The sequence below is a fragment of the Chitinophaga rhizosphaerae genome (assembly GCF_003958645.1).
Lineage (GTDB): Bacteria > Bacteroidota > Bacteroidia > Chitinophagales > Chitinophagaceae > Chitinophaga > Chitinophaga rhizosphaerae.
Genome location: NZ_RXLO01000005.1, coordinates 144,426 through 159,637, shown reverse-complemented (window position 1 = coordinate 159,637; position 15,212 = coordinate 144,426). Strand labels below are relative to the sequence as shown.

The 15,212-nt window shown below is 49.5% G+C and carries 6 protein-coding genes; 5 read left to right on the top strand and 1 reads right to left on the bottom strand.

Annotated features, from left to right (window positions below):
• Positions 1-25: 25 nt before the first annotated feature.
• The gene (locus tag EJ361_RS13650) at positions 26-3,331 is read right to left on the bottom strand and encodes a SusC/RagA family TonB-linked outer membrane protein (protein WP_126246189.1); all 3,306 of its coding nucleotides are present in this window, start codon (positions 3,329-3,331) and stop codon (positions 26-28) included.
• An 899-nt stretch (positions 3,332-4,230) separates the two neighbouring features.
• On the opposite strand from EJ361_RS13650, the gene EJ361_RS13645 reads away from it, so the two are divergent.
• From EJ361_RS13645 to EJ361_RS13625, 5 genes are all read left to right on the top strand, one after another.
• Positions 4,231-4,437 (top strand): Rossmann-fold NAD(P)-binding domain-containing protein, encoded by a 207-nt coding sequence (locus EJ361_RS13645; protein ID WP_126246188.1) that lies wholly within the window; start codon positions 4,231-4,233, stop codon positions 4,435-4,437.
• Positions 4,438-4,864: 427 nt separating this feature from the next.
• The gene (locus tag EJ361_RS13640; RefSeq protein ID WP_126246187.1) at positions 4,865-8,986 is read left to right on the top strand and encodes a hybrid sensor histidine kinase/response regulator transcription factor; all 4,122 of its coding nucleotides are present in this window, start codon (positions 4,865-4,867) and stop codon (positions 8,984-8,986) included.
• A 114-nt stretch (positions 8,987-9,100) separates the two neighbouring features.
• Positions 9,101-12,076 carry a SusC/RagA family TonB-linked outer membrane protein gene (locus EJ361_RS13635; RefSeq protein ID WP_126246186.1) on the top strand — a complete coding sequence of 992 codons (2,976 nt, stop codon included), beginning with the start codon at positions 9,101-9,103 and terminating at the stop codon, positions 12,074-12,076.
• Between the two features lie 43 nt (positions 12,077-12,119).
• Positions 12,120-13,589 (top strand): RagB/SusD family nutrient uptake outer membrane protein, encoded by a 1,470-nt coding sequence (locus EJ361_RS13630; RefSeq protein ID WP_164714227.1) that lies wholly within the window; start codon positions 12,120-12,122, stop codon positions 13,587-13,589.
• 265 nt (positions 13,590-13,854) lie between these two features.
• On the top strand, positions 13,855-15,120 hold the full coding sequence (locus EJ361_RS13625) for a family 16 glycosylhydrolase (RefSeq protein ID WP_126246184.1): 1,266 nt from the start codon (positions 13,855-13,857) through the stop codon (positions 15,118-15,120).
• Positions 15,121-15,212 lie beyond the last annotated feature (92 nt).

Here is a 15,212-nt window from a genome sequence, read left to right as displayed (position 1 = left end):
TGATTTTGAAAGTAAGAACGCTTTGTTACAGGCCCATGCTGATGCCTACGGTGTAAGTTTTCATAACCGGGTAGCTCATGAACTGGGATATTTCGGGATCATACAGCTTGAACTTCGTGATGTTGAACAGGTTGGTGCCTGCTACAAAGATCCTTGCGTCCCTGATCGTCAATTTGCGCAGCAGCGCGTCGGGGAGCCTGTAATTCAGGTTGAGGTACTTCATGCGCAGGAAGCCGCCGTCGTATACATTGAAGGTAGAGGTCCAGGTATAACCGGCGGAGTGCGGGTCGCCCCAGGGATAGATTTTGGGCGTGGAACCATTCGGGTTCTCCGGTGTCCAGGAATCTGCGTGGTATTTGGGCACTTTGCCGCCGCCGCCGAAGTTTCTGCCCCAGGCGTCGTTATAGCTGATCTTGTACCCGGTGAGTCCGGAAAGCAGGGTTTCCACCGTAAAGCCTTTGTAAGACAGGGAAATGTTCAGGCCGTAGGAAATCGGCGCATTATCAGCCCCGAAATAATTCCCGAGTACCATCTGGTCGTAGCTGTTGACAACATTGTCTGGTTTGCCTTCCGGGCCGCTGAGGTCAGCGAACAGCATATCGCCGAGCGCGGGCGCAATGCCGTTGATGAGGAAACCGGCCGGCAGCTTGTCGAGGTCTGCCTGGGTGCGGATGATGCCCAGTGCCTGGTAACCCACGCCGTAGGAGGTGGTTTTACCATTGGGATCCTGATAATACTGGGCGTTCACCGCTACGTCTCTTTTGATCACCTTGTTTCTCGCATAGGTGAATATGCCTTTCACGTTGTAGCTGAAGTTCTTGCTGATGGTGTTGCCATAGCCCAGTTCGATTTCCACCCCGTTCGAGCTCACTTTGCCGTAGTTTTCGGGAGGCAGCGATGCGCCGAACTCCGTCGGGATGGCCAGGATGCGGGAGCCGAGGATGTCGTAGGAATTACGTTTCCAGTAATCGAAGGTGAAACGGAGGTTTTTGAAGGCGGTTGCATCGAGGCCTACGCCGAAGGATTTGGATTTTTCCCAGGTAAGCCCGGCGTTGGGGGTACCGCCATAACGGAGGCGGGGTGCGGATACTCCGTTGGCCCCCATGAAATACGAGCCGCCGATGATGTATTGTTCCCGCCATCTCCACCGGCTGTTGGCGTCGTCTTTATCGAGCACGTCGTTACCCGTGGTCGCGAACGAACCGCGGATCTTGAGGAAGTCGATGGCCTGGCCGATTTTTGAACCGCTGAAGAAGTCTTCCCGGGAGATCACCCAGCCTGCGGAAATGGATGGGAACCAGCCCCAGCGCCTGTCTGGCGCGAAGTTCGTGGAACCGTCCCTCCGCACGGATGCGTTGAAGAGATATTTCCCGCCGTAGTCATAATTCAGCCTTCCGATGTAAGACATCCTGCCGGCTTCGCTTTCACTGCCGCCCGTGCTCCAGTCGGCATTGTTACCGCTAGTATACAGGAACTGGTCTACGGCAATGAGCGGAAAGTTGTTCCGGTTGATATTGAAGGAATTGTCGTACTGCTCGAATTGCTCGTATACGGCCGTCGCCCCAATGGTATGCATGCCGAAGGTACGGTCGTAACTGATTTGCCCGTTCAGCTGATAGCTGTTGTTCTTGGAGTAGAAATTCCCGAGGTATTCGCTGCCGGGATCGCCGCTTTTCACCATACCGATTATTTCATCCGTATAGATGAGGCTATTGGGCCCTGTTTTCTTGAAGTTGTACAGGTCCTGTTTCTTCGCGAAAGTTTTGGTATAGCTGTTGTTGAAGTTCTTGCTGTAAGCGCCGCGGATGCTCAGGCCTTCTACCGCCGGGATTTTGTATTCCGCCGTCAGCAATGCGTCTATTTGCTGGTTGGTATTTCTCCAGTAGCCGCCGTTGCGCATCATTTCCACGGGGTTGCCCAGCCATCCGGGGTTATTCGGTTTCCCGTTGATGTACGGGGAAGCGAACACGTCCCAATACAGCAGCTTGCCCCAGAGGTTGTTCAGGTCGTCGGAACCATAGTCGTACGTGAAGTTGAACCGGTTGCGGGTGCCATAGTTGGTGCTCAGGTTCAGGCCCAGCGTGAGGTTTTTGACCAGGTTAGCCTCTATATTACCCCTCAGGTTGAATTTTTTGTACCAAACCTGCGGCAGGAAGCCGTCTTCCTTGATGTAGGAACCGCCGATATACGCCCGTAACTTATCGGATCCGCCGGATGCGCTGAGGGCGTAACGCTGGCTGGAGGGATTGGAATACGCGGCTTTATAGTAATTGTCGCCGTTCGGGTTGTTTTTCATTACCCAGTCTATTTCTTCATCGCTCAACCCTCCGTTTACGGCCTGGCTCAGTTTGAGGCCGTCTTTCACCGGCATATATTCCGGCAGGGCGCCTGTGCGCAGTGTATTGTAGGTAGCGTTGAAATCTATCGCCGCCCTTCCGCTTTTACCTTTTTTCGTAGTAACGAGGATGGCGCCGTTGGAAGACCGGGAGCCATAAATGGCCGCAGAAGCGGCATCCTTCAGCACGGTAATATCGGCCACTTCGTTAGGGTCGATGGCGTTGAAGCTGACCCTGTCGCGCACCACACCGTCGATCACATATATCGGTTCTACCGCGGAGTTGCTGAAAGACGAGCTCACGCGCACTTTCACTGCCGATCCGATACCCGGTGTACCTGTAGAAGAGCGGATGAAGGTGCCGGACATGCGGCCGGCCAATACGTTGGAGAGATTGGTGGCCGGAATCAGTTCCACATCTTTGCCGCTGACAGACGACACGGCGGATGTCATTTTCGCCCGTTTCTGGGTGCCATATCCCACTACTACCACTTCATTCTCGATCAGCGATCCCGCTTTTAAGACGATGGTGACAGCTTCTCCCTGCTTCACCTTGCGTTCCTGGGGCTCGAAGCTGACGTGCGTAAATACCAGCACGCCGGAGGAACCTTCGGGGATCGATATACTGAACCTGCCTTCGCCATCCGTCACGGTGCCGGTACGTGTTCCCTTGACCGTAACCGTTACCCCCGGGATCGCGTTGCCGCTTTCGTCTTTCACGACACCTGCGATCGTAAATGGAGGCGCGGGCTTTATGGAATTCGGCTGATAGCTGCCAGCTACCGCCCTTGCTGCTGCCGTTGGGCCCGGTACAACCTGGAGGGCCAGCGATGCCGCTAAAATGCAAACCAGTTTGCCAGCACGAAAAATTCGGCGAATGTCATCCCCATGCCCGCGACCATTCGGGATGATCAGCGTTCCCGTGCGGCATCCATCCTGCTGGGGCTGAATACCTTCAAGGGATTGCGCATGGCAATCACTGTAAATCTGCTTCATACTTTGCTGTGTTTTTGATAATGAATAAAACTTTCTACAATCCGGGCTATTTTGTTTGTTCGTGGATGAATCGTGGCCGCCCTGGGCCGTTTATGCAAAAGATATCCCGACCGGTATCGTTAACCAGCCTTGTGGCCATTCCCTTACGGCCGGAAGTTCACTGTCTTAATTTTTATTGTCTCATGTACAAAACATTCCCTTTACCCGTACTGGCGGGCGGAGTCAGTGTGGAATAACCTGTTCACATCTTCATTTGGACCTTGCCGGGATCAAATCCCTATCGCCGGAAACCGGCGAACATCGCACCTGCCGTAAATAAGAGTACGGCCGGCTGTTTCACAATTTAGATTTGATAAAATTAGTTTTTACACTTTCCGATCTTTAAAATATACCCTAAAGCCGAACTACACATAACGTCAGAATCTCACAATAAAAGTCCGAAAATATCAACGGGTATACAACTGCTTTTTTTACTATAACCTATGCTTTTTTTGCAGCTGTCCCTCGAACCGTACTTTCCATAGTACGGCACGATTCGGGGCCCAATTCCTTCCTGCGCCGGAACGCGCAAGGAAGCACCGTTCCGGCAATCCATTCCCCGCCGGTGAAAATCTGAACCATAAAATCACATGGATAGGCAGGCACTGGTTTACCTTATCGGCACTGTTCCAGACTTTTATGTCCTTCATCATGCCTTTAAAAGCCTGCGTGGTATCTCCGACGAATTGCAGCGGAAAGAACAGCGTCTGCACTTTCAGCAAAGTGTCTTTGGTGCCGGAGATGGGGATTTTTGCCGCTGGAGGCTTTGCGGGACCATGCTATGCAGGCCGCTACCCGGAAAGGTGAAATGATAACGGCCGATTCAGTATCGTAATGGCATCATCCGCTTCCATCACCAGGTGGAAACCATCCTGCGGCAGTTGCCGGCCGGTGTGGCGATCAAATTCATCCGCCCGGTGAGCTTTTACATCAACCTGTTGGCGGCCATCCCCCAGATCAGGTCGCAGGGCATGATCGTGTCCAATTATGGTGGCAATGTGAAGGAACCCTGGGTGTCGCCGGCTGATGTCGCGGCGGTGATCACGGACGCTGTTTACACAAAATAATGAAAACAGCGGATTCTTTATCAGCCGATCTTTGAAACAATTCAAAACCGTCAATACATCCGGCCTGCGTGCTTTTCATCTTCAAAAAATCATTACGGTTTCTCCAAACTAAAATCATCTGCCTAGTCGGTGCCATTAACACTTTTCATTGGCAGCAGCACTACCATTTTGTTAGATTATGAATATTGGCCAATTTTTGCTAATTTCCTCCAAGATCCAACAGGATAGGCGCGACAATTTCTATAAGTTATTTTTTGTTGTATGTATGATGAGTTTACGTATTATCCTTCGGATATTCCAAATTCGGTTTCCCTGACCGCCCCAAAACCTCTTGGCTAGAATGTGCAGCTGCTTATCGGCTGGGAAAATCTAATTGCCGGGCCATTTGCTCCGGAGAATATTTCTTGATCGACAAAGTATCTATCTATTGGAAACAATTCAAGGATTTCGAATGGGCCAACGGCCGGAATTCCGCCTTTCCCGGAACTTGCCTTTTGTTTTAATAGCTGTAGCCATATTGGGATGCTATTCCCGGGTCTGTGGCCAAAGCCGAACGCATTCCGGCTTCGATGTTGTCATGGGGCTATCCAATAATGAAGTAACCAGCTTCTTTCAAGATGATAAAGGGTTGATGTGGATGGGGACCTACGATGGGCTCAACCGCTACGACGGCTATAAATTCACCTCCTATCGCAGCAGCCTTACCAACGACAATTCTCTTGTAAACAACCGAATCAATTGCATTACACAGGACCGGAGCCGTCGTCTATGGATAGGTACCATTAACGGGGCGAGCCAATTCGACATGATGAATTCCCGCTTTAGTTCGATACACTTCAGAGATCCGGTAAGTCAAAAAATGCACTTATTGGAAGGGAATGTCTATTGCATAAAGGAAGTCCCTGGCCAAGAAATGCTCATCGCCTCCGAAAAAGAAGGAATGCTAGTTTATGGAAAAACGCAGGAGTTTGCCGTGTCGGTCCCCTTGTTTCACGATGGTAAAGCAATATTCGGCTATAATGCCGCCTCCCTGAGTGTTGACACGCAAGCGAATATTTGGGTGTTGGTAAGAGGAGTTGGCCTTTGCCGGTTTGACAGGTCCAAGAAAGGGCTGGAAGTATGCTACCCGGCTATCAAGCATGGAATTTATTTGACAGGTGGCAGGTTAAACGATCTGTGGATAGCTGCAGACAACGGGCTATATCATTATTCCATATCAAAAAAGAGGATCATTAAAAAATTGCTGCCCGGCCACAAGATCAATCACCTGACCCTGGACCATAACAATACATTATGGATTGGCACAGATGGGAACGGTGTTTTTACCGTAGACCAGGGTGCGCATATCATGAAAAGATATTTGTCTAACGAGAAGAACCCGCTGCTCACCAACGCTGCCGTTCATTCAATATTTGAAGATCGTGAAAACAGGAAATGGATCGGGACAGTTGGAGGTGGAATGGTGGTGATCGACCCCAATAAATTGTCGTTTCAATTATATTCACACCATACAGATAAAAACACAAACCCCAACGTTGATTTTATTTTATCGTTTTGTGAAGATGAAGACAGGAACCTCTGGGTGGGGACCGATGGAGGAGGGATACGAAAATGGGACAGGAAAAGGAGCCGTTTTACAACCATTGCTGGCAACCAGGACATGGGCAATTCGCCCGGCAGCAACTTTGTCACCAACATCAAAATGGACCGTTTTAACAATATCTGGTGTAGTACCTGGGGAGGTGGTGTCAACAGGTATAACCGCAGAACCGGCCGTTTCGTTCATTATGCGCTTTTTAATCCGAAAACAAGGGAAAATGACCGATTTGCATGGATGATTTACGAGGATAAGTTTGGGAAGATATGGGTGAGTGCATGCAATAATGGTGCACTTTATTGGTATAATCCGCAAAAGGACCGGTTTGAATTGTTCGACAGTCGACTCACGAACATATTGAGTTTTGGAGAAGACAACTCGGGTAATTTTTGGGTGGGCACGTTTACCTCGCTCATCAAGGTAGACCGCCAAGACAAAACGATCAGCCCGATTTACATTGGGCATCCGGTAAGGAGCATCCACGAAGACACGACCGGCCGTTTTTGGATCGGTACCGAGAACGGCGGGCTGTTGCAATTTGACAGGAATAACAATACTTATCACCGTTTTACAGATATGGACGGCCTTCCCAGCAACGCCATTCTTAATATCCTGGAAGACGACAATGGCGAACTTTGGGTAAGCACGTATAACGGGATTAGCAGGTTTAATCCATCCAGCCGAAAATTCACTAACTACACCCGGTCAGACGGCTTGCAGAGCAATCAGTTCAACTATAACGCCGCTTTGATCCTGAAAAGCGGAGAGTTTGTTTTTGGAGGAAGGAAAGGGTTTAATGTGTTTGATCCGGGGCAGATCAGCCTGCGGCCCAGGGTGGCACAAGGCACCTCCCTTCAGATAGAAGGCCTCAGGATCAACAATACCCCTGTGTTCAAAGACGCAAAGTATGTTTCCACAGCAGATGCTACGAGTATCAAAAAAGTAACCATACCAAACGATGAGGCGGTGATATCGTTTGACCTCCTAAAGCCGGAGTATTCCACGCCAGATAAGATCCGATACGCGTATCGCCTCAAAGGGCTGGATAAAGACTGGAATTTTGCGCCAACTGCACGGTCTGTGAATTATGCGGGCCTTCCACCGGGTACTTACTTTTTCGAAGCCAAATCCACCAACCAGCAAGGCGAATGGGGGGAAAGCGGACAACTGCTGGAGATCGTCATTTTGCCACCCTGGTACAAAACCTGGTGGGCCCATATGCTGTTCATTGGTCTTGGCATTATATTGCTGATCGCTGTTCTCAGGTATAACGCAGGCAAACGCGAAAGCCGGTATAAAATATTGCTGGCCAACCTCGAAATACAAAAGGAAAAAGAACTGCATGAAAAGCGCCTCTCATTTTTTACAAGCATTTCCCATGAGTTCAGAACACCCCTTACCCTGATTCTCGGCCCCGTTAAGGAATTGTTGGGTAAGACGGACGATCAGGGCGATCTTCAGGAATTGAATACCGTGCACCGGAATGCCCGTCGTTTGCTCAGCCTGGTCAACCAATTATTATTGTTAGGTAAGGCCGAAAGCGGTCTCGACAAACCGCAATTATCGGCCGTGAACTTCTATCAGCTTTGTGAAGAAGTGTACAGTTATTTCCTACAACAGGCGAAATACAAAAACATCGACTATCAGTTCTCTCTCGATAACAAATCGTTGCAATTGGAAATAGACCGGGAAAAAATGGAAATTGCGTTGTTCAACGTTTTATCCAATGCGGTTAAATTTACGCCAAAGAACGGCAAGATCAGATTTAACGTAGTTGAAACCGGGAAAATGGTGGAAATAACCGTTAGCGACAGTGGTTGTGGTATAGAAGCAGATGTTGGGGACAAGCTTTTTGAGAACTTCTACCAGGTAAAAACTAACGGTAAGGGCTCCGCGGGTGGTTTTGGCATTGGATTATACCTCACCAGAAAATTCATTGAACAGCATAACGGCCGGGTCGTCTACAACAGCACCCCGGGTGAGGGCACTACATTTCACATTTCATTGAAAAAGAACGGATGCTGCATTAACCACGGGAACGATCATACTTCAAAATCTGTGATGCTGGACGAATTACATGCGGAATTAGAAAGCCCGGCCCTGGTGCCAGAATCGAGTGCGGCAGACATCCACCCTCCTCATGTGGCCATCTCCGAAAAAAAGACCCTATTGATCGTAGATGACGACCCCGACATCCGGGCTTATATCAGGTCTATCGTTCAGCATCGGCTCATTGTTTACGAGGCAGGTGATGGAAGTGCCGGCCTCGTTCTGGCGGAAGAGCAACAACCGGACATTATAATCACGGACATTTCCATGCCCGTGATGTCTGGCCTCGACATGTGCAGACAAGTCAAGGAAAACGATGCTTTGTGCCATATTCCTATCGTGATGCTTACTGCCAATACAGCCGATGAAACCCGGCTCAAAAGCATGGCGATCGGCGCCGATGAGTACATTGCCAAACCTTTTGATCGTAATCTGCTGGTTGCCCGGCTCGATAACATCCTCGAAAACAGGAGCAAACTGCGGCGTTATTTTTTTGATACCATCACCCTTCAAAAAAACAGCGTAAAAGTCCCGGCCGAATTCAAGGATTTCCTGGAAAGGTGCATAAAGGTAGTAGAGAACAATCTGGACCGGGATGACTTCACCGTCCAGACTATGGCCAAACAGATGGGCATGAGCCACTCTAACCTATATAAAAAAGTAAGATATATTTCCGGGATGTCAGTCAGTAACTTCATCCGCTCCATACGGCTTCGTAAGGCTGCCGAGTTGATGTTAAAGGATGGCACCAGTATTAAGGAAGCCGCCTTTGAGGTCGGCATTAGTGATTCGAGATATTTCCGCGAGCAATTTTCAGCGTTGTTCGGGATGCGCCCATCCGAATACATAAAGAAATATCGCAATATTTTTAACCAGGAAAACAGTATAATCAATAGAAAATAACCTCAGAATACGATTTTACCCCCTGTTTTTAATGATTCCCCCCCCTTATTGAAGGGATACCTAGCGGTTAATTTGCACATTCTAATTATTCTTTTCAACCAGAAAATCACCGCTATGGTAAATTCCAAGTTATCTACCTTACTACTATGCATTTTGTCCCTTAGCCTACATTCGGTTGCACAACTGAGCGTCAGGGGAAAGGTTACCGGGCCAGAAGGCCCGCTTCCCGGGGCAACCGTTATTCAAAAAGGCGCCAATAAATCAGTACTTACTGGTAATAACGGGGAGTTTCTGATGGATGTTCCTCCGGATGCGCGTCTTATATTCCGTTATGTTGGTTTTAATGAACGGGAAGTGGCCGTTAACGGTCAGGCCATCGTAAATGTAGCCATGACCCGGGATGTAAGAAACCTTGGTGACGTGGTTGTTGTTGGCTACGGCACCCAAAAAAGGAAAGACCTTACCGGCTCAATTGCGACCCTCGGCGCTGCTGCATATAAAGACCAACCGGTCGTAAACGTAACCTCCGCCCTCCAGGGAAGAGTGGCTGGGGTGGCAATTACAAACAATTCAGGTGCGCCCGGAGGAGAAGTAAAGATCCGGATCCGGGGTGCCAACTCGGTAAATGCCAGCAATAACCCCCTGTTCGTAGTAGACGGCATTGCGCTGACGAGTATCGACCTGCGCGACATCAACGTCAACGATATAGAATCCATGGAAGTGTTGAAAGATGCTTCGGCCACAGCTGTCTACGGGTCAAGAGGCGCGAACGGCGTAGTGATCATTACCACACGGACGGGTAAGGCCGGCGTGACCAAAGTTGACTACAACGGGTTTGTAAGCTTTAACAAACCTATGAAACAATACGACCTGCTGGATGCTGTAAAATATGCCGAAATGGTGAACCTGCGGGCCGGCTCTCCCGTTTTCCCCGACCCTGCCGGGTTTGCTGGTAAAACAACGGACTGGCAGCATTTAATTTTTAATGAAGCTGTCACGCATAGCCACCAGCTATCCCTGTCCGGCGGAACGGAAAAGGCCAGGTATTTCGTTTCCGGCTTTTACCTCAACGGGAATGGTCTGCTGGACAATAGCAGTCAGAAAAAGTTCGGATTGCGGACCAATCTGAATATGAAGGTAAATGAAAAATTAAGTGTCGGTCTTAACCTTTTTGCGTCAAGGACCCACTCACGCAACAACGGGGACATGGGTTATAAGGGAAATCCTGTCACCGCTGCGCTTACCTGGGCCCCTACGGAGCCGGTTTATGACGATGCCGCCGGTAAAATATATAACCGTAACGGTATATCTCCGATCTGGACCAATCCATATTTAACCATCCGCGAAGCCAATTCCCAAAACTTTAATAATGTATTGATCGCCAACGGGCGTATCCATTATGCGTTTACAGACTGGCTCAGCCTGACGGTAAACGCAGGGCTCGATGCTTCCATATCCAGAGGTGCCTTTTTGCGGAACAACTTCCTGACCCCTGGAAATATGGGCGCCGGGCAGGGGTCTTCCGAAAACCACACCTTCCAAAACAGTAACGTGCTCACTTTTCAGAAGGCGTTCAATAAGCATGCGCTGACGGTCACGGCACTGGCTGAAAACACCTCTTCGGTATGGAGCGGCTTCAATGCAACGGGAGCCGGCCTTACCTCTGCCACCAATGGTTATCATAACCTTGCACTGAATGCTTCTCAAAGCATCAGCTCCAATTACGGCAATTCCGCGCTTTTGTCTTACATGGGGCGAGTATCCTATGTTTTCGATGACAAGTACTTGTTCACTGCCTCCGTAAGAAGGGACGGTTCTTCTAAATTCCAGGGTAAAAACAAATGGGGCACTTTTCCTTCATTTAGCGCGGCGTGGAGATTGTCTGAAACATCATTCGTCAAAGACCTGAACATATTCTCCAACTTGAAAATTAGGGCGGGATGGGGCAAAACAGGTAACCAGGGAATAGCAGCTTACAGCACGCTCGGCGCCTTAACGCCAGCGTTATACTCCTACGGCGGAAGCACCGGATTTCAGAGTTATACGCTTGGAAGCCCGCAAACACCGGACGTTAAATGGGAAACTACCAGCCAAACCGACGTGGGGATTGATATAGGGCTTTTTAACGGACGGATGAATATTACGGCAGATTACTATAATAAAAACACGAAAGACCTTTTGCTGTTTACCCGCATCAATCATTATGACGGTGGCGGCTCCTTCTTAAAGAACGTCGGCAAAGTAAACAATAAGGGGGTCGAATTGTCGATAGACGCTACTCCGGTGGAAACCGGGGACTTTATGTGGACCACGGGCCTGAACGTTTCTTTTAACAGGAACAAGGTGGTGAACCTGGGTAAGGACAGCATCATTTTCAGAAACCATATCGGAGGGGGCTTAATCACAACCAGCATCCAGGCAATAAAAGTCGGAGAGCCGCTGGGTGCGTTTTATCTGATCCCATGGGAAGGTATTTTTCAGGCAGACCATACGGCAACCGGCAACAAAGCGGGAGACAATAAGTACCAGGACGTGAGCGGGAACAACAGCATAGGCTTTGAAGACAGGGTAATTGCGGGGAATGCAACGCCCAGGGTCCAGTGGGGATTCAACAATAACTTGAAATATAAGAATTTCGACCTCAATGTATTTATCCAGGGATCTCACGGCAACAGCATATTTAATGCAACCTACGCAGCCACAGCGGTTCCGTCGAGCGACGTGGCATATCCCACGCTGGCGGCAACGGCCAACTACTGGACGCCCCAGAATACAACGGCGGTTTGGGCGGACCCGACCAGCAAGACTTCCCGCAACTACATAGAATCCACGCAGTTCCTGCAGGATGCCAGCTATATCAGACTCAGGAATATCAGTTTATCGTACCAGTTCCCTAAATCCATGCTAAGATCTTTTGGGCCGGCAAAATTCACAGTAAGCGCCCAGAATTACTTCACAATAACCAAATATAAAGGATATGATCCGGAAGCCACGTCCACCTCGGCTTCAAGCGATGCCGACGCCGGAATTGATCTGGGAGCTTACCCTTCGCCTAAAACGATCACGCTTGGTTTAAATATCACCTTCTGACCTTAATTAATATTCAAGTATGAAAAATTGCTTTATTATAACCGTGGCATTTGCCATAATGCTGGCAGCCTGTGGAAAGGCTTTTCTCGAAGAAACCCCAAAAGGAAGCGTGCTGCCCGCCACCTTCTATAAAAATGCCAGCGATCTCAATCAGGCTACCCGAGGCATCGCGTTGATGTTTAATGGCGCCTGGAATCAGACAGGCGGCATGGCTATCACTTTTGGCGCCGATGATATCACTACCCACCGCGGGGGAAACAAGATATCTTTTTCCGATTTTGATACCTATCAGGCCAACTCCTCTAACGACCGGATGACCAATTGGTGGATCTATTTTTACAGGACCATCAAGTCGGCCAATTCATTGATCGCCAACTATGAAAATGCCACCGAAGCAACGGCCGATGAAAGAAGCTTTGCCGGAGGGGAAGCGTATTTCTACCGGGCCATCTGTTATTTCTTTTTGACCAGGGCATGGGGAGAAGTGCCACTAGTAACCGAGCCAGGCATCGACCCAGACAGGCCAAACGAAAAAGTACCGCAGATATACGACCTTATCGTGGCTGACCTCAAGCGGGCAGAAACTATGCTGCCAGACAATTGGCAGGGCCTCAAAAAGCAGAACGGCGTGAACATCGCACCCACGAAAGGTTCGGCGAAAGCGCTGCTCGCAAACGTATACCTGACCATGGCGGGATGGCCACTGCAACAAACCGATAAATACGCACTGGCTGCGGCCAAAGCCAAAGAAGTCCTGGACAAAAAAGAAACTTGGGGCTACGGGCTGTTGGATAATTTCGGGGATATTTTCAAAAAAGAAGGCAAGTACAATAAAGAGGCTGTGTTCGCCTGTTATTACAATAACCAGGTACCTGGCGGTGCCTGGGAGAACGGCAGCCAGATGGGGCCCCCGAATTTTATGCCCGGCGAGGAAGGAGGATGGGACGAAGCTTTCGGTGAAATTACCTTCTATAACAAGTTCCCGGAGGGCCCAAGGAAAGAAGCCACCTATCGCAGAACCTATTTCCTGAATAATGACGTAAACAAGCCGGTAGACTATACCGGGCTTCTGCACAAACACCCCTACTTCATGAAGTATAACGACGATATTTCCTATAATCAGACCAACCATTCCATGAGCGACTGGTGGGGAAGCCATACCGTGTTTGTGATCCGGTTCGCGGAAGTATTGCTTACCTATGCCGAGGCCAGGGCGATGTCACAATCGCCTGACAATTCCGCTTATGACGCTATCAACGCTGTAAGAAAGAGAGCAGGGTTGAAAGACCTGGCGCCCGGCCTGTCTCAATCGGCGTTCAGGGATTCCGTTATTGCGGAAAGAGGTTGGGAATTCTCCGGATGTGAACCGGCGGCAAGGTGGTTCGACCTCGTTAGAACGGAAACTGTAGCCAGGGCAACGAAAGATCGTCACGCCTCGGAGGTGCCCCTGAAAAATACGCCGGACGATGCCACGCATAGATTTTATTGGGCGCCGGTTCCGGTAGTGAAATAATCATCGATATTTTTCCTTGCATAAAACTCGGGATGGCCAGGTGGCGGCGAATTTGACATACTGATTTCCACGCAAATTGCCGGGCCGCCCTGTGCTGTGGCAGCCCCCATTCCGATCGATGAGGCGCCACCTGTCAACCTGCACATTTTGGTGCAGGACTGTCATGCTCATGCACCCCATTGCGGCCGCTCGAGCGTAGTGCCATTATTTATAAGTGCTATTTTTTAAAAGTGTCATTCACCCCCAATTATTTAACTTAAAATCAATGATGATGAAACAAATGTTTTCGATTTTAATCCCGGTATTGCTGGGAGTTGGTTTTTGCTTTACGGCTTGTAACAAATCAGTCCATCCTTTGGATAAACCATCCGCTGGTAAGCTGAGCAACACGTTAAGCAATGTGGCCGCCCAGTCAGTAGCCGCCAATCCTAATTACCAGTTGATCTGGGCCGATGAATTCAATGCAACCGGCTCCTTTGACAACAATAGTTGGTCGTATTGTCCCCGGAATGGAGCATCCTGGGGCACTTATTTGACTTCGACGCCTGACTACGCCTATCTTGATGGGCAGAACCTGGTCGTAAAAATGGATAATGCAGTGATCCCCGGCGATAATGTGCCCTATCATTCTGGTGGGATACAATCCATGAACAAAGTAAATTTTCGATATGGCAAGTTGGAAGTGCGTGCAAAGATGAAGGAAGGACAGGGCTCCTGGCCTGCCATCTGGCTGATGCCTGAGCCGGCCTTTCAGTATGCCGGCTGGCCGGGTTGTGGCGAAATCGACTTGATGGAACATGTAAACTTCGCCAACTCGGTAAAACACCGTACACACCGGCTGAACGGCAACTTACCCAATGTCAGCTCGCAGTATGTCAAAAACGACTACAATTTATATACGCTGGAATGGACGCCAGATGATGTGAAGATGTTTGTTAACGGAGCGCACCGTTTTACCTATTCCAGGGTTGCCGGTGGCGGTTGGCAGCAATGGCCGTTTGACGTACCGTTTTACATCATCCTCAATCAATCCGGCGGTGTGGGTTGGCCTGGACCTATAACCAACTCGCATCTGCCTTTTTATATGTATGTTGATTATGTAAGACTGTACAAATTATCAGTAGCTACCAACGGTGGATTTGAAAGTGGCAGCCTGTCGCCGTGGGACGCCTGGCCATCTTCGGGTAGTACTGCCGGTGTTGTGAGTAATAATGCACATTCAGGAACACATGCGGTGCGGTTACAAGGCGGCGAGGCTTCTGTGGAACAAACAATTACCGGACTCACTCCCAACACGACCTATATTGTGGGCGCTTATGCCAAACTGGCAAACACCGGCGGCGGCGTTTGCGTAGGTGTGAAGAATTATGGTGGCAGTACTATTGACAACACGGTTACCAATGTTGCGTATGAAATGAAGCAGGTAACTTTTACCACGGGGGCGACCAATACATCGGCGACGATTTATTTTTATAAGAATGGGGTTAGTAACACTGCCTACGCAGATGACTTTTACCTGGAAAAACAGTAATGCGTAAACCTGCTGTAAATGGAGTTGGCGTGCAGGTCACCGGTGATCCGGATCTAGGCGATGTCTCGAACGGCACCTGCATTGCCAGCCCC